General features: G+C 67.8%; 14 protein-coding genes. 4 read left to right on the top strand and 10 right to left on the bottom strand.

The window, feature by feature from the left end:
* Positions 1–142: 142 nt before the first annotated feature.
* Together HLG70_RS23770 and HLG70_RS23765 are read left to right on the top strand one after the other, a co-directional pair.
* Positions 143–787 carry a LysE family translocator gene (locus HLG70_RS23770; protein ID WP_171667783.1) on the top strand — a complete coding sequence of 215 codons (645 nt, stop codon included), beginning with the start codon at positions 143–145 and terminating at the stop codon, positions 785–787.
* A gap of 69 nt (positions 788–856) precedes the next feature.
* Positions 857–1,762, top strand: coding sequence for an EamA family transporter (locus tag HLG70_RS23765; protein ID WP_171667784.1), 906 nt, complete (start codon positions 857–859; stop codon positions 1,760–1,762).
* Positions 1,763–1,813: 51 nt separating this feature from the next.
* Here HLG70_RS23765 and HLG70_RS23760 read toward each other — a convergent pair whose 3' ends face one another.
* From HLG70_RS23760 to HLG70_RS23735, 6 genes are all read right to left on the bottom strand, one after another.
* On the bottom strand, positions 1,814–2,389 hold the full coding sequence (locus HLG70_RS23760) for a hypothetical protein (RefSeq protein WP_171667785.1): 576 nt from the start codon (positions 2,387–2,389) through the stop codon (positions 1,814–1,816).
* Between the two features lie 113 nt (positions 2,390–2,502).
* The gene (locus tag HLG70_RS23755; RefSeq protein ID WP_171667786.1) at positions 2,503–3,480 is read right to left on the bottom strand and encodes a Bug family tripartite tricarboxylate transporter substrate binding protein; all 978 of its coding nucleotides are present in this window, start codon (positions 3,478–3,480) and stop codon (positions 2,503–2,505) included.
* A gap of 47 nt (positions 3,481–3,527) precedes the next feature.
* Positions 3,528–4,313, bottom strand: coding sequence for a 2-oxo-tetronate isomerase (gene otnI, locus HLG70_RS23750; RefSeq protein ID WP_171667787.1), 786 nt, complete (start codon positions 4,311–4,313; stop codon positions 3,528–3,530).
* A gap of 82 nt (positions 4,314–4,395) precedes the next feature.
* Positions 4,396–6,408, bottom strand: coding sequence for a TonB-dependent receptor domain-containing protein (locus tag HLG70_RS23745; protein ID WP_234103175.1), 2,013 nt, complete (start codon positions 6,406–6,408; stop codon positions 4,396–4,398).
* Between the two features lie 202 nt (positions 6,409–6,610).
* Positions 6,611–7,705 (bottom strand): M14 family metallopeptidase, encoded by a 1,095-nt coding sequence (locus HLG70_RS23740; RefSeq protein ID WP_171667789.1) that lies wholly within the window; start codon positions 7,703–7,705, stop codon positions 6,611–6,613.
* 1 nt (position 7,706) lies between these two features.
* Entirely contained in the window at positions 7,707–9,044 is a 1,338-nt protein-coding gene (locus HLG70_RS23735; RefSeq protein ID WP_171667790.1) for an MFS transporter, read from the bottom strand.
* 191 nt (positions 9,045–9,235) lie between these two features.
* On the opposite strand from HLG70_RS23735, the gene HLG70_RS23730 reads away from it, so the two are divergent.
* Positions 9,236–10,156 carry a LysR substrate-binding domain-containing protein gene (locus tag HLG70_RS23730; RefSeq protein ID WP_171667791.1) on the top strand — a complete coding sequence of 307 codons (921 nt, stop codon included), beginning with the start codon at positions 9,236–9,238 and terminating at the stop codon, positions 10,154–10,156.
* Positions 10,157–10,231: 75 nt separating this feature from the next.
* Positions 10,232–10,939, top strand: coding sequence for a FadR/GntR family transcriptional regulator (locus tag HLG70_RS23725; protein WP_171667792.1), 708 nt, complete (start codon positions 10,232–10,234; stop codon positions 10,937–10,939).
* A gap of 32 nt (positions 10,940–10,971) precedes the next feature.
* Here HLG70_RS23725 and otnK read toward each other — a convergent pair whose 3' ends face one another.
* From otnK to otnI (HLG70_RS23705), 4 genes are read right to left on the bottom strand one after another with little or no spacing between them, the layout of a single operon-like run.
* The gene (gene otnK / locus HLG70_RS23720; protein ID WP_171667793.1) at positions 10,972–12,225 is read right to left on the bottom strand and encodes a 3-oxo-tetronate kinase; all 1,254 of its coding nucleotides are present in this window, start codon (positions 12,223–12,225) and stop codon (positions 10,972–10,974) included.
* Entirely contained in the window at positions 12,222–13,130 is a 909-nt protein-coding gene (gene ltnD / locus HLG70_RS23715) for an L-threonate dehydrogenase (protein ID WP_171667794.1), read from the bottom strand. Before ltnD ends, otnK begins: the two co-directional genes overlap by 4 nt.
* A gap of 49 nt (positions 13,131–13,179) precedes the next feature.
* Positions 13,180–14,154, bottom strand: coding sequence for a D-erythronate dehydrogenase (gene denD, locus HLG70_RS23710; RefSeq protein ID WP_171667795.1), 975 nt, complete (start codon positions 14,152–14,154; stop codon positions 13,180–13,182).
* A 10-nt stretch (positions 14,155–14,164) separates the two neighbouring features.
* A complete protein-coding gene (otnI, locus tag HLG70_RS23705) occupies positions 14,165–14,950 on the bottom strand; it encodes a 2-oxo-tetronate isomerase (RefSeq protein ID WP_171667796.1) in 786 nt (261 codons plus the stop codon).
* Positions 14,951–14,964: the final 14 nt, after the last annotated feature.

Raw genomic sequence — 14,964 nt, 5'->3', positions numbered from 1 at the left:
CTAAACGCGGCCGCGACGGAGTCCGGCCCCATTTCGACGGGAAACTTCATTTCCCCCCTTCCGGACGCAGGAAATATTCAGGCGGCTTGCTTACACTGAGATCCCTACACCCGCAACGCGGGATTCTCAGCCGTCTCCCGCAATGCCCTCACTCCAGCTTTTCCTGCTCTTCCTCGCCGCCGACGCGGCGCTCAAGCTCACCCCCGGCCCGGACATGGCGCTGACGCTGTCGCGGGGCATGACGCAGGGATTCCGGCCTGCATTCCATAGCGTGCTGGGCAATGTGGCGGCCGGCTTCATCCAGGTGCCGGCCGTGGTGCTGGGCCTGGCGTCCGTGCTGCGCGCCTTTCCGACGCTGTTCGTCGGCATCAAGGCCGCCGGCGGCCTGTACCTGGGCTACCTGGGCATCAAGGCGATGATCCGGTGCGCGCGTTCCGCCGACGTGTCCTTGACGGCGCGTCCGGGCGACGCCCGCGATGCATTCTGGCAAGGCTTCGTCACGAATCTGCTGAACCCGAAGGTGCTGCTGTTCATGATCGCCTTCCTGCCGCAGTTCACCAATCCGGACAACGGACCGGTCTGGCTCCAGATGCTGGTGCTGGGCGTCACGATGAAAGCGCTCAGCCTGCCCTATGGCAGCTTCTTTGCCTATGGCGCGTCGCGCATCCGTGGCTGGGTCGGGCGCAATCCGTGGTTCCTGCGGATGCAGCAAGGCCTGCTGGGCGCCATCATGCTCGGGCTGGCCCTATATGTGCTTTACTCCACGGCGATGAATCCGGCGCCTTGAACGCCCGGCCCCCGAGGCCCCCATCGCTTTTCCCCGAACCGCCCCACGCATTGCGCCACACCCGTCCCCATGACCGCCGCGACCTTGAACAACGGACACAACGCCTCGTCCTCCACCCTGCTGCCCACCTTGTCGCTGATCGGCGCGATGGCATCCCTGTGCATCGGCACCTCATTCGCCAAGTCGCTGTTTCCAGAGGTCGGCGCGCAGGGCACGACGGCCTATCGCATCGTCATCGGCGCCATCATTCTGCTGGCGTTCTGGCGCCCCTGGCGCTTTCCCCTGACGCGCGGCAACGCGGCCAAGATCGCCCTGTACGGCGTCACCCTGGCCTGCATGAACCTGCTGTTCTATATGGCGCTGCGCACCTTGCCGCTGGGCGTGGCCATCGCCATTGAATTCACCGGCCCCCTGACGCTGGCCGTCGTGCTGTCGCGGCGCGCCATCGACTTCGTCTGGATCGGCTGCGCGCTGGTCGGGCTGGTGCTGCTGATTCCAACCGGGCAATCCGTCCACGACCTGGATCCGGAGGGCATCGCCTACGCCCTGGCCGCCGCCGTCTGCTGGGCGCTCTACATCATCTTCGGCAAGATGGCCGGCAACGTCCACGGCGGACAGGCGACGTCGCTGGGACTGCTGGCGGCAACCATGGTCGCGCTGCCGGTCGGCGCGGCGCACGCGGGCATGGCCCTGCTTGACCCCAAGCTGGTGCTGGCCGGCATTGCCGTGGGCGTGCTGTCCAGCGCGCTGCCCTACTCGCTGGAAATGGTGGCGTTGCGCCGCCTGCCGCAGAAGACCTTCGGCGTGCTGCTCAGCATGGAACCCGCCATGGGCGCGCTGGCCGGCGTGATCGTGCTGAACGAACACCTGACCCAGACGCAATGGCTGGCCATCTGCGGCATCATCGTGGCCTCCGCGGGTTGCGCGGCGACGGCGCAGCGCAGCCGCAAGCCTCCCGTGCCCGCGCCCGACTAGGCCCCGTTCACACCAAAGAGAGCCTCGCATTGGTCCTCGCCGTTCCGGCGTTCAGCCAAAACCGGGCTCGCGTTGCGGCGGCGACAGCGCGTCGAAGTCTTCCCAATGGTTGTTGCGCCAATGGCCATTGGCGTGCTCGACGTCGGCGCCGCCGGCATCGCGCAGGATGCGGCACGCCAGCATTTCGCGCTGCGGACGGGTCCGCACGGCGACCATCACGCCGGCCTTGCGAACTTCGGCATGGGCGTCCGGGTTGAAGTGGCCGTGCTGGGTCGTGCCGTGGCCCGTCACCCAGAGCGCGCCAAAGAGCGATCCCAGGTAGGCCCCCACGCCCGCCGCGGCCAGGATCGCCGCAACCGAATCGCTGAGCTCCGCCGCCACGAAACCGCCAACCACGGCAAATACGGCGCCCACCCCGCCCGCGCCCAGATACGCGCCCATGTCGGCGCGCCCCGAGTCCGGATCGGAACGGCGGTCGCCGCCAAACGGGTAGCGTCCGTGCTCGCCGGCGGGATTGACGTAGAAGGTATGGATATCCCATTCGGGAAAGCCGCTGAGGCCCAGGCGCTGGACCGCGCCCTGCGCCGCCTCGAAGCCCTCGAAGCGGGCCGCTACGATGAGAGACATGGCAATCTCCTCGCCCGGGCACCCGGACAGGAACGATATGGCTTTATCGTACGCCCGCCTCCGCCGGGCCGGCAGCGCCGGTTACACCTTGCCGCGGCTGTTACCGTGGCCGTTCACTCCGCCGAAATGCCCTTGTGGCGGATGACCGCGCCCCAGCGCTGGTACTCCTGGCGCGCATAGTCGGCGAACGCGCCGGGCGTGCTGCCCGTGGGCTCCATGCCCTGCAAGGTCAGCTGCTGCACCACGTCGGGCGATTGCAGCGCCTGCACGATCGCCCGGCTCAGTGTCTCGACGATGGGAGCCGGCGTGCCGGCTGGCGCCACCACGCCCTGCCACGCCGCGGCTTCGAAGGCCGGCCCCCCCGCCTGGGCGAATGTCGGTACCTCGGGCAGCTGTTCCGACCGCCGCGCGGCCGGCACGGCAATGGCGCGCAGCTTGCCCGCCAGGATCAGCGGTCGGGCGGCGGCCAGGTCAGCCATCATCATGGGCACCACGCCGGCGGCCACATCCTGCAAGGCGGGCGGTGTGCCCTTGTAGGGGATTGCCGTGGCCTGGCCCTTGATGGTTTCCAGGAACAGCTCCATCGCCAGATGGTGCGGACTGCCGACGCCCAGGGACGCATAGCTGCCCGGCTGGTCGCGCTTCAGGTAGGCCGTGACATCGGCCAGGGTGTGCAGCCCGGAATCGGGGGCCACGACCAGCACGATGGGCAGGGCCACCAGCGTGGATACCGGCGTCAGGTTCTTTTGCGGATCGTAGGGCAGCTTGCCGTACAGCCAGGGATTGAGCGCCAGCGTGCTCATGCCCGCGGTCAGCAGCGTGTAGCCGTCAGGAGCGGCGCGGGCGGTTTCTTGCGCCGCAACAATCGTGGCGGCGCCCGGCCGGTTCTCGACCACCACCGGCTGCCCCAGGGCTTCGCCCACATGCCTGGCGACGATGCGCGTGGCGATATCGCTGCCCCCACCCGCGCTGAACGGCACCAGCCAGCGGATGGGACGGTCGGGATAGCCGGCCGCCGGGGACGCGGCCGGGATGACGGCAGTGCCTGTCAGCGCCACGGCCAGCAGCGCGCGGAGCATGCCTTTGAACATGAAGTTGTCTCCAAGGAAACGCAAGGGTCTGGCCATCGGCGGAACGCTTACGCGCGGGCCGCGGTGAGCCAGCGCAAGCCCGCGGAGGTCGAACCCGCCGGCCGGTACTCGCAGCCGATCCAGCCGCCGTAACGCAGCTCGCGCAGCACGCTGAACACCCAGCCGTAATCCAGTTCGCCGCGGTCCGGTTCCTGGCGCAGGGGCACGCCGGCGATCTGCACATGACCCACCCGGCCGGTGGGCACATATTGCCGAAGCTTCGTGGTGACGTCGCCTTCCACGATCTGGCAGTGGTAAAGGTCCATCTGCACCTTGAGGTTGGGCGCGTTGACCGCCTGCACGACGGCATGCGCTTCATCCTGGCGGTTGAGGAAGTAGCCGGGAATATCGCGCGTATTGATCGGCTCGATGAGCAAGGTGACGCCGGCCGAGCGCGCCTCGCGGGCCGCCCAGTCCAGGTTGTCTTGGTAGCAGCCCAGCATCGCCGGCCGCGACACGCCGTCCGGGACCAGGCCCGCCATCACATGGACATTGGAGCAAGACAGCGCCGTGGCGTAGGACAGCGCCTGCTCGATGCCCGCCTTGAATTCATCCTGCCGGCCAGGCAAGGCCGCCAGGCCGCGTTCACCTCGCGCGGTGACGCCGGGCGGCGCGTTGAAAAGCACCTGCGTCACGCCGGCCGCATCCATGCGCTCGCGCACGAAAGCGGCGGGAGCCTCGTACGGAAACATGCATTCCACTCCCGCATAGCCGTCCGCGGCGGCGGCCGCATAGCGGTCCAGGAACGCATGTTCCGTGTACATCATCGACAGATTGGCGGCGAACTTCAGCATGGCGGGCTCCGTGGCGCATTCAGCCGCCGCCAGCGGCGGCATCCGGGGAAAATATCACAGCCCGGCGCCGCCCCCAACAATATCAGTACGTCATGCGCACGCCCAGCATCACGCTGCGGCCGGGCAAGGGCGCTACCGACGAGATGAACGACGCATGGTTGTACGCCAGCTTGTTCAGCAGGTTGGTGCCCCGCAGGTAGACTTCATAGCCGGTCGCGCCGTACTGCCCGCGATAGGCCACCACGGCGTTGACCATGTTGTAGCCCGGGGTGCTTTCCTCATAGTCGGCAATGTCCTTTTGCGCGAACACGCGCGCGTATTCGACGCCGCCCGACCACTGCTCCCACTTCACATTGCCGCGGACACCCGCGCGGGCAGCCGGAATACGCGGCAGGTTGCCGTCACCGCCGGTCAGTTTGCCGCGCACATAGTCGCCGAATACCGCGGCCGAGAACACCGGGGTGAACTGGTGCCGCAGCTCGCCTTCCACGCCCGTGAATTCCGCGTCGCGCTGCGTGTACTCGATAAGACGGAAGTTCTCGTAGCGGTCGAGCGTGTCGGCGTAGATGTAATTCTTCACACGATTGTGGAACACGCTGGCGGAGAACGTGGTGTCGCCCGAGTGCTTGCGCAGCGTCAGGTCGATGTTGTGCGAGGTTTCCCGGGTCAGATCGGCATTGCCGAGTTCATAGGTATTGGTGGCCAGGTGGACGCCGTCGGCGTACAGCTCCTGGGCGGTGGGCAGGCGCTGCGAGCGCGACAGCGACAGCGCCACCGAATATTGCGGCGCGAAGTCCCAGATGGCCGCGGCCGACAGGGAAGTGCCCGACAGGCTGTTGCGCGGCGCGCCGCCCTCGGGCGAGATGCGCTGCCAGTCCTGGCGCGCGCCCAGCTCGAAGCGCCAGTCCTTCAGCTGGTACTCCTCGAGCACGAACAGGCCGTTCGAACGTGTCCTGCTGCGTGGCAGGAAGGCCTCTTCGCCGTCGGCGCGGAAGTCACTGTAGGCATTTTGCATGCCCACCACGCCGCGCCAGCCCGCGATGGGCTTGTGCTGCAGTTCCACCCGCAGGTCGTAGCCCTTGTTCTTGAAGCGGGTGCCGACTTCGCCGCCCTCGATTTCGTCGTGCTGATAGTCCGTCAGCCCGCCACGCACGCGGATCTTCTCGAATCCGGCGAACGGATCCTGGTATTCGGCGCGCAGGTCCAGGCGGTTGCTGCGCAGCTTCACATAGGGCACGCCGCCATGCTCATGGTCGTGGTCATGATCCGCTTCTTCGCCTTCGTGGTCATGGTCGTGGCCGCCGCAATGCAGGTGCGTGCCGTGCGGGTGGCAGCCTTCATACTCATGGTTGTGGCCGGGCAGGCCATACTCGCTTTCCAGATGCGTGAAGGCCAGGCCGACGTAGCCGCGGGGCGTAATCCACGACATGCCGACCGACCCCTGCGTCGATTCGCTGTAAGAGCCCTCCAGCTTGCCGCCGGGCCAGTCGGGCACGTCGTAGTCGCTGGTGCGCCGCTTCATGCCTTCCACCCGTACCGCGAACTGGCCTTCGCCGGCCGTGATGCCCACTGCCCCCGCGCGTTCCTTGGTGCCCGTCGCGCCGCGCAACTCCGCCTCGGCCGCAATGCCCTTCTCCGGCACCTCGGTCGGGATCTTCTTGTCCACCACGTTGACGACGCCGCCGATCGCGCCCCCCCCATACAGCAAGGTGGCCGGGCCGCGCAGCACCTCGATGCGCTCGGCCAGCAGCGGTTCCACGGTCACCGCGTGATCGGGAGAAATCCCCGATGCGTCCATCACTTCGGAACCATCCGAAAGCACCTTCACGCGCGGAGCAGTCTGGCCACGAATCACCGGACGGCTGGCGCCGCCGCCGAAGGTGTCGCTGTTGACGCCGGGCAGGTTCTTGAGCGTCTCGCCCAGCGTGCCGCTGCGCTGTTCGATCAGCGCGTCGCCTTCCAGCACCGAGGCCGGCAAGGTGGTGCTGTTCAGATCCAGCCCCAGGGGATTGGCGGACACCGTGATCGGCGCCACCGTCCTGGTCTGCATGGACTCCGCTTCGGTTTCGGCCTGCGCGACGGGCGCCATCAGCATCAATGAGCACACCAGGGGCTTCAGGGTGGCCCGGCGGCTCGTCCGTGCCGAAATGGCTCTGCCGCTTTCTCTCTTTATCCCCAGCTTCTTGCCTTTCATCTTCGCTCTCTCGGATGTTATATCATTACAAATAATTCGCGAATGATATAACATTTCAGAAATTGCGCAAGACAGGGTCGGCGCCAGCCGCCCTGCTTGAAGGCTATTGCCCCGCTTCCAGGCCGCACAGCGCCTGCAGCACCGCCACGCGGCTCTGGCCCAGCACCATGCCCTGCCAGTCTTCCTGGCCGCAATAGAACGCATCCAGGGTGGCCTGCAGGATCTCGCGGCGCAGCGTGTCGCCGGCTTCGGGATGCGCGCGCAGCCAGTTGCGGCCGCGCAGTGCGTGCACCACCCCTTCCCATGGCAAGGTGCCGAACTCCAGCGCCATCAAGGTTGGCACGGAATCCGGGCAAACCTGATAGATCAGCCCGGCCAGATGCCCGGTGATATCCACCGACGCGGAGCTGCCTTGGTAAGGTACGGCAATGTCGCTGCCCCACCACTGGCGCGCGCGCGCCACTTCGGCGTCGTCGCGCCGGCCGGCGTAGATCTTCTCTCCGTGGCCGCGCGGCCCCAGCCCCGTATGCACGTCGATCCACCCGATCTGCCCATAGCGGCTGGCATGCGCCTGCAGGATCGCGCGCAGATTCAGCAGCGACGGCGCATGGCGGTCGCCGCCGTAGAACAGGCCATCGGCATGCGTGTACTGCCCGCGCGAGACGGCTTGCGTGGTGGCGGGCAGGCCGTGCTTTTCCAGATGCCGGGCGATGGCCTGGCGATTCTGCTCGGTCGGCGGCCATTCGCTCGGCAGCAGCAGGCCATGGATCTCACCATAGCCGGGGTTGGCCGGCAGGGGCTGGCCGTCGAAGGGCTGCGCATTGCGGTTCAGGTCCACATTGCCTTCATCCGTGCGCGCGATCCACGAGAACCCGTATGGATTCACCGCATGCACCAGCAGCAGCGCCACGCCCGCCCGGCGCGCGCGCTCCAGCAGGGGCGCGTCGTCCAGCAGGGCCAATTGGCACCCCGACCCGCAAAAGCCCTCGACCCCGTGCGTGGCCGACGTCATGATCAGCAGGCGCCTGGCGTCGGCGTCGCCGATCAGCGCCACGTCGGTGGCCAGCGGCTCATCCTGGCTGCCCTGGGGATCGATGGCATAGGACTGGACGTGCGCGGCCAGCGGCCTGGCCGCCGACAGGAAGCGCTCGCGCGCCTGGGCATAGCTTTCGGAAAAATAGCGGTTCATGGCTTGCATCTCAGGACTCCTGGCTATCTATGTCATGGCCGGTGCGGTCCCGTATCCAGAACAGCACCACGGTGGAGAGCGTGACGGTCGCCATCAGGTACCAGGCGGGGGCCATCGGATTGCCGGTCACGTGCAGCAACCAGGTCACGAAGAACTGCGCGAATCCGCCGAAGACGGAGATACCCAGACCGTACACCACCGACATGCCGGTTGTGCGTACGGCTTTCGGAAACAGCTCGGGCAGCATCGTGATCACGGGCGCTGTCTGCATGGCCAGCAACACCGCCAGCAAGGCGATCACCGTCATCAGCCGTCCGGTGCTGGGCGCCGACACCAGCCACTGAAAGCATGGCAGCAAGGCGCATACCGTGACCGCGCGCGCCCAGAAGATCACCTTCTTGCGCCCCACCCTGTCGGCCAACATGCCGACGAACGGCGCCAGCACAAAGCCGATGGCGCCCAGCACGACACTGGCGAACAGGGTGGACGTGGCGGGCAGCCCCAGTTCCTTGCTGGCGTAGGCCGGCATATAGAAGCCGATGATCTGCGCGCACACCATCCCGCCGATCACGAGCAGAATGCCCTTGACCACCTGGGCCTTGTGCTCGGCGAATACGAGGCGCAGGGGCTGGTGGCCGGCCGAGGCCGCCAAGCGCTTCGGGCCGGCCGCCGGCGCCGGTTCCAGCGTTTCTTCCAGGTTGCGGCGGATATAGGCGCCCACCGGCACGGTCAGGATGCCGATCACGAACGGCACGCGCCAGCCCCAGGCCTGCATCTGTTCCTGGCTGAGCGCGGCGGTCAGGAGCGCTACGGTCAGCGCACCCAGCATCACGCCCAGCGACTGGCTGCCGAACTGCCAGCTGGAATAAAAGCCCCGTTGGCCGGGCGGCGCGTGCTCGACCAGCAGCGTGGTCGAGGCGCCCACCTCTCCGCCCGCCGCAAAGCCCTGGATCAGGCGCGCCAGCACCATCAGCACCGGTCCCGCCACGCCCATCTGGGCATGGGTCGGCGCGGCGGCGATCAGCGCACAGCCCAACCCCATCAGCCACAGGGTCAGGGTCATGGCCGCGCGGCGTCCGTGACGGTCCGCGTAGGAGCCGATGAGCATGCCGCCGACCGGGCGCATCAGGAAGCCGACGCCAAACGTGGCGGTCGTCAGCAGCAGCTGGCCATAGCCGGAGGCCGCGGGAAAGAACAGCGGCCCGATGACCAGCATCAGGAATGTGAAGACGGTGAAGTCGAAGAACTCCAGCGCGTTGCCGATGGTGGTGCCGACAATGACGCGCCGGCGCATCGATGGCGTGTACAACGCTGGGCCGCCGGGCGCGGCAGCGATGGCGATAGACATGTTTTCCCCTTGATGTCCGATCCGAGGGACAGCCGGTCCGTGAACCCGGACGCTGTGCCTGTCCCGTCGCCATGAATATACGGATGGCGCACGATAAGGAAAAGACAGTATTTTTGTTGTGGTGAGTACTTTTTCTTATATCCTGACGCACCCCTGCGCCCGCAGCCGCCGACCTCCGGACGACCCGCCTCATGAACCTGCGCCAACTCCGCGCCTTTGTGCTGATCGCCGAGCACCGCAGCATCCGCGCGGCCGCGCGAGCGCTGTTTGTCACGCAACCCGCCGCCACGCGCAGCCTGCGCGAACTGGAGCAGAGCGTGGGCGCCGAACTGGTGCGCCGCAGCGCCAAGGGCGTGGAACTCACCACCTATGGCGAAGCGCTGTACAAGCGCGCCATCCTGATCCTGCAGGAGGCCCGCAAGGCCCAGGAGGAAATCGGGCAGATGCGCGACGGCGAGGGCGGCACCCTGAACCTGGCCATCAGTTCCGCCGCCCTGACGGTGCTGCCCGCGGCGCTGGCCGCGTTCCGGCAGCGCATGCCGCGCGTGTCCGTGGCCTTCAATGAAGTCGCGCCGCCCTACAGCCACGAGCAGCTGGAATCAGGCCGCTACGACTTCCTGGTGCAAACGGAATACGACGGCGACATGGACGACGGCTACGCGCGCACCCCTCTGTTCACGCTGCCGCTGGCGGTAGGCGCCCGCGTCGGCCACCCCTTGCGCGGCGCGCGCACGCTGGCCGACCTGCACGATGCGCTCTGGCTGCTGCCCGGCAATATCCAGGCGCCCGCCAACCTGCTGCGCCTGGCGTTCGCCGCGCACAAGCTGCCGCCGCCGCGCGACGTCATCCCCTGCCAGTCCATCGCGGTCGCGCTGGCCATCATCGCGGACAGCGACGCGCTGGGCATCTTCGTGCGCAACCTGTTCGACCATCAACTGCTGCCTCGCGGCCTGCGCATGGTCCCGCTCGCCCACGAACTGCCGGCCGCGCGCGTCGCCATCCTGACCCGCGCGGACTCCCCGCCCACGCCAGCGGCACAATGCTTCATCGATTGCCTGCTTGACGCGCAGGCGGCGTCGCAGGCGCGCGGGACGCAACAAGCCCGCGGGTGACCGGGTTATCATTGGCCGATGGCCCCGCCGATGACTTCGAGACCGGCCTTTTCGCCTTCTCCCTTGTCCCCGTCCATGGCGTTTCCCCGACTTCCTTCTCCCCCCACCCTGACCGACACGGTTGCCAAACGCCTGCTCGCCGAGATCGACGAGGGACGCGTGCTGCCCGGCGAAAAACTGCCCACGGAAAGCGCCCTGGCCGAACAGTTCGGGGTCAGCCGCACCGTCATCCGCGAAGCCGTGTCGCGGCTGCGCCAGGACGGCGTCGTCGAAGCGCGGCAAGGCAGCGGCGTCTATGTCACCGGCCACACCGGCAACCGGGCGCTGCGGATCGACGCGACCGAACTCTCCACGCTGGACGCCGTGCTGCACATCGTCGATTTGCGCCGCGCGCTGGAAACCGAGATCGCGGCGCAAGCCGCGGCGGTCCGCAAGAAGCAGGACATGGCGGATATCGATGCGGCGCTGGCCGCGATTTCACAGGCCGTGGACAACGGGGGAGACGGCGTGAAGGAAGACGTCGCCTTCCACCGCAGCATCGCGCGCGCCACCGGCAATCCCTACTTCCTGACGACGCTGGCGTTCGTCAGCCAGTTCCTGGAGGCCGCGACGCGCGTCACCCGCGGCAACGAGGCCCGCCACGCCAACCTGATGCGCGACGTGATGCATGAGCACATCGCCATCGTCGAGGCGATCCGCCGCAAGGACGTGGACGGCGCCCGCGAAGCCGCCCGCATCCACATGGTGAATGCGGCCAAGCGGCTGAGCCAGGCGCACCGCTAGGGCCTGGCCGGCCGCCGGCGGGCGCAAAGCGCCTACAGAAACGCCTTCGTGAAGAAATCCCGGGTACCGAAATTGCCCGACTTCAGCGCGATGCTGATGTCGCCGCGCGCGACCGGCGCGTAGCCCGAGCACCACGGCACACCCGGGTCGATCTGCTCGCCGATCGCAATCTGCTCCAGCCCCAGCGCCTGCACCACGGCGCCCGAGGTCTCGCCCCCCGCCACGATCAATTGCCTGACGCCGCGCTCCACCAGTCCGACGGAGATGCGTGCAATGGCCGCCTCGATCATGGCGCCCGCGCGGTCGGCGCCCAGCGCGCCCTGAGTCTGCCTGACCGTGTCGGGCTGCGCCGTCGAGTAGATGAGCACCGGACCATCCTGCATGCGGGGCCCGGCCCAGGCCAGCGCCTGGCCGACGACGTCCTCGCCCGCCGCCAGCTTCATGGGATCCAGGGCCAGCGCCGGCCGGCCGCTTTCGATGAAGGCGGCCACCTGCCCGTTCGTGGCGGTGGAGCAGCTGCCCGCCACCACCGCCTGCAATCCCTGCGCGCGCGCCGTGCTGGCGGCGCTGGCGGACGACAGCCCCCAGTTGCCGGGCAGGCCGATGGCCACGCCGGAGCCGGCCGTCACCAGCGGCATGCCGCGCAAGGCCGGCCCCAAGGCCAGCAGATCCTCGTTGGACACGGCGTCGACGATGGCGATCTCGATGCCTTGCGCCTTCAGTTCCTGGATGCGTGCGCGGATCGCATCGCTGCCGCGCGCGACCACGCCGTAGTCGATCAGACCGACCCGGCGCGAAGTTTGCGCTGCCAGCACGCGCACCAGGTTGGGATCGGTCATCGGGGTCAGCGGATGGTGCTGCATGCCGGACTCGTTCAGCAGCACATCGCCGGCAAATAGATAGCCCTTGAACACCGTGCGCTTGTTGTCGGGAAACGCCGGCGTGGCAATGGTGAAGTCCGTGCCCAAGCTGGACATCAACGCATCGGCGACGGGCCCGATATTGCCCTGCGGCGTGCTGTCGAACGTGGAGCAGTACTTGAAGTAGATCTGTTCGGCGCCCTGCGCCCGCAGCCATTGCAGCGCCGCCAGCGACTGCGCCACGGCCTCGTCCGCCGGCAAGGTGCGGGTCTTCAAGGCGACCACCACCGCGTCCGCGTCGTCGCGCAGCGGCTCGCCGGGAATGCCTATGGTCTGCACCGTGCGCATGCCCGCGCGGACCAGGTTGTTGGCCAGATCGGTGGCGCCCGTGAAATCGTCGGCGATACAGCCCAGCTTGATGCTCATTTTGCCTCCGGCAGGGAGATGCCCGGGAATATCTTGATCACGGCGCTGTCGTCCTCGCGGCCATGGCCTGCGGTGGACGCCTGCATGAACATCTGGTGCGCGGTGGACGCCAGCGGCAGCGGAAACCTGGTGTGCCTTGCGGTATCCAGCACCAGCCCCAGGTCCTTCACAAAGATGTCCACCGCGGACAGCGGCGTGTAGTCGCCGGCCAGCACGTGGGCCATGCGGTTTTCGAACATCCAGCTGTTGCCCGCGCTATGCGTGATGACCTCGTACAGGGCATCGGCGTCGACGCCTTCGCGCAGGCCCAGCGCCATGGCCTCGGCGGCCGCCGCGATGTGCACGCCGGCCAGCAGCTGGTTGATGATCTTGACCTTGCTGCCCGCCCCGGCGCTGCCGCCCAGGCGATAGACCTTGCCGGCCATCGACTCCAGCACCGGCAGGCAGGCCTCGTAGGCCGCCGCGCTGCCGGCGGTCATCATGGTCATCTCGCCCGCGGCCGCCTTGGCCGCGCCGCCGGAGATGGGCGCGTCCAGGTACAGGATGCCCTGCTCGGCCAGTCGCGCTTCGAGCCCGATGGACCAGTTGGGATCCACGGTGGAACACATGACGAATACGGATCCCGGCCGCAGGGCGGCGGCGATGCCGCCGTCGCCATACAGGACGGATTCGGTCTGCTGCGCGTTCACGACCACGCTGATCACGATGTCGCAGGCCGCCGCCATGTCGGACAGGGAGGCGCATGCCGTGCCGCCTTGCGCCGCAAATGCCGCGGCGGCCTCGGGGCGGATGTCATACACGTGCACCGCGTGCCCGGCGCGGCGCAGGCTTTGCGCGATGCCCGCGCCCATGGCGCCCAGGCCTATGACGCCAACGCGGCGTTGTGTTTCTGTTGGATTGCTCATGTCGTTCGTCGTCCGGCGGCGGGATGGGATTGGGGAAAGAAGCGGCTGGTCAGCGCGGCAGGTCGTCGGCCATATAGGCGCGGATGATGTCGGCAAAGCTGCCATCGCCCGTCAGGCCCAGCCGGGTCGCGCGCGTGGTGTCCCAACGGCCCGGCCAGCTGCCGACGATGCGCTCCACGCGTTCGTCCGCCTGCCAGCTGATGCGGTCGGCGACTTCGTCGCCCGCCACCTCGCGCAAGGCCTGCTCCATCTCGGCCACCGTGACCGACACGCCCGGCAGGTTGATGGGCGCCCGGTCCGCGACCGCGCCGGCATCCAGTTCGCAGCCGGCGATCAGGGCCTGGATGGCGCCGCGCGGCGACAGCAGCCACAGGCGGGTATCGGCGCCGACCGGGCACACGGCCGGCTCGCCATTCAAGGGTTCGCGGATGATGCCGCTGGCGAACGAGGACGCCGCTGCATTCGGACGGCCGGGACGCACGCTGATGGTGGGCAGGCGCAGCACGCGGCCGTCGACGAAACCGCGCCGCGTATAGTCGGCCAGCAGCAGCTCGGCGATTGCCTTCTGCGTGCCGTAGGACGATTGCGGATTGAGCGCGGTATCGTCGCGCACGGTCTCGGGCAAGGCGCCGCCGTACACCGCCACGGAACTCGTGAAGATCACGCGCGGCTTGTGACCCCGCGCGCGGCAGGTTTCCAGCAGGGCGCGCGAGGCGTCCAGATTGATGCGCATGCCCAGGTCAAAGTCCGCCTCCGCCTGCCCGCTGACGATGGCCGCCAGATGGAAGATGGCGCGGGTATCGGTATCGATGGCCTGGCTCAGCACCGCCGCGTCGGCGATGTCGCCCACCAGCGAACGCACGCGCGGGTCCGTCAGGGCGTCCGACTTGACGACGTCCAGCAGGTCGATTTGCGTGATGGCTTCGGGCTTGCCGCCATCCAGCGCCAGCGTGCCCTGCTCCAGCAGTTTGCGCGCCAGCCGCTGGCCCAGGAATCCGGCGCCGCCGGTGATCAGTATCTTCATGATGGGATGCTCAACGATAGGATAGATAGGGTTTGGCCCAGCCCAGGCCTTCGGAAGTCCCGGCACGGGGGCGATACTCGCAGCCGATCCAACCCGCATAGCCCAGCCGGTCGATATGCTCGAACAGGTAGGGATAGTTCAGTTCACCCAGATCGGGCTCGTGCCGGTCCGGCACGCCCGCCACCTGGATGTGGCCGATGCCCGCCATGTCGCGCTCGAGCTTCACGGCGATGTCGCCTTCCACGATCTGGCAGTGATAGATGTCGAACTGCACCTTCAGGTTATCCGCGCCCACCTCGGCGCGGATGGCCTGCGCGTCGTCCTGGCGGTTCAGGAAAAAACCGGGGATGTCGCGCGTGTTGATGGGCTCGATCACCACGGTCACGCCGGCCGTGGCCGCCGTGCGCGCCGCCAGCGCCAGGTTCTTCAGATAGACCTCGCGATGCGCGACGCGGTCTTGTTCAGGACGGATCAGGCCCGCCATCACGTGCAGGTGGCGGTTGCCCAGCACGGCGGCGTATTCCAGCGCCTGGTCCAGTCCGCGCCGGAACTCGTCTTCGCGGCCCGGCAGCGATGCAATGCCGCGTTCACCCGCCGCCCAGTCCCCGGGCGGCGCGTTGAACAAGGCCTGCGCCAGGCCGCTTGCGTCCAGCCGCGACTTGATCTCGGCGGCCGCGAACTCGTACGGAAAGAGAAACTCCACCCCCTTGAACCCGTCGCCCGCGGCGGCGCAGAACCGCTCCAGGAAGGGGTGTTCCGTGTACATCATGCTCAGATTTGCTGCCAGGCGCGGCATGTCGATTCCTTTAT

Source organism: Achromobacter deleyi (assembly GCF_013116765.2).
GTDB lineage: Bacteria > Pseudomonadota > Gammaproteobacteria > Burkholderiales > Burkholderiaceae_B > Achromobacter > Achromobacter deleyi_A.
This window is presented reverse-complemented; position numbering and strand designations above follow the sequence as displayed.

Bases quoted from the DNA above. Each gene is read 5' to 3' on its own strand.
- HLG70_RS23770 (WP_171667783.1), top strand. From the start codon at position 143: ATGCCCTCACTCCAGCTTTTCCTGCTCTTCCTCGCCGCCGACGCGGCG.
- HLG70_RS23765 (WP_171667784.1), top strand. From the start codon at position 857: ATGACCGCCGCGACCTTGAACAACGGACACAACGCCTCGTCCTCCACC.
- HLG70_RS23760 (WP_171667785.1), bottom strand. From the start codon at position 2,389: ATGTCTCTCATCGTAGCGGCCCGCTTCGAGGGCTTCGAGGCGGCGCAG.
- HLG70_RS23755 (WP_171667786.1), bottom strand. From the start codon at position 3,480: ATGTTCAAAGGCATGCTCCGCGCGCTGCTGGCCGTGGCGCTGACAGGC.
- otnI (WP_171667787.1), bottom strand. From the start codon at position 4,313: ATGCTGAAGTTCGCCGCCAATCTGTCGATGATGTACACGGAACATGCG.
- HLG70_RS23745 (WP_234103175.1), bottom strand. From the start codon at position 6,408: ATGCTGATGGCGCCCGTCGCGCAGGCCGAAACCGAAGCGGAGTCCATG.
- HLG70_RS23740 (WP_171667789.1), bottom strand. From the start codon at position 7,705: ATGCAAGCCATGAACCGCTATTTTTCCGAAAGCTATGCCCAGGCGCGC.
- HLG70_RS23735 (WP_171667790.1), bottom strand. From the start codon at position 9,044: ATGTCTATCGCCATCGCTGCCGCGCCCGGCGGCCCAGCGTTGTACACG.
- HLG70_RS23730 (WP_171667791.1), top strand. From the start codon at position 9,236: ATGAACCTGCGCCAACTCCGCGCCTTTGTGCTGATCGCCGAGCACCGC.
- HLG70_RS23725 (WP_171667792.1), top strand. From the start codon at position 10,232: ATGGCGTTTCCCCGACTTCCTTCTCCCCCCACCCTGACCGACACGGTT.
- otnK (WP_171667793.1), bottom strand. From the start codon at position 12,225: ATGAGCATCAAGCTGGGCTGTATCGCCGACGATTTCACGGGCGCCACC.
- ltnD (WP_171667794.1), bottom strand. From the start codon at position 13,130: ATGAGCAATCCAACAGAAACACAACGCCGCGTTGGCGTCATAGGCCTG.
- denD (WP_171667795.1), bottom strand. From the start codon at position 14,154: ATGAAGATACTGATCACCGGCGGCGCCGGATTCCTGGGCCAGCGGCTG.
- otnI (WP_171667796.1), bottom strand. From the start codon at position 14,950: ATGCCGCGCCTGGCAGCAAATCTGAGCATGATGTACACGGAACACCCC.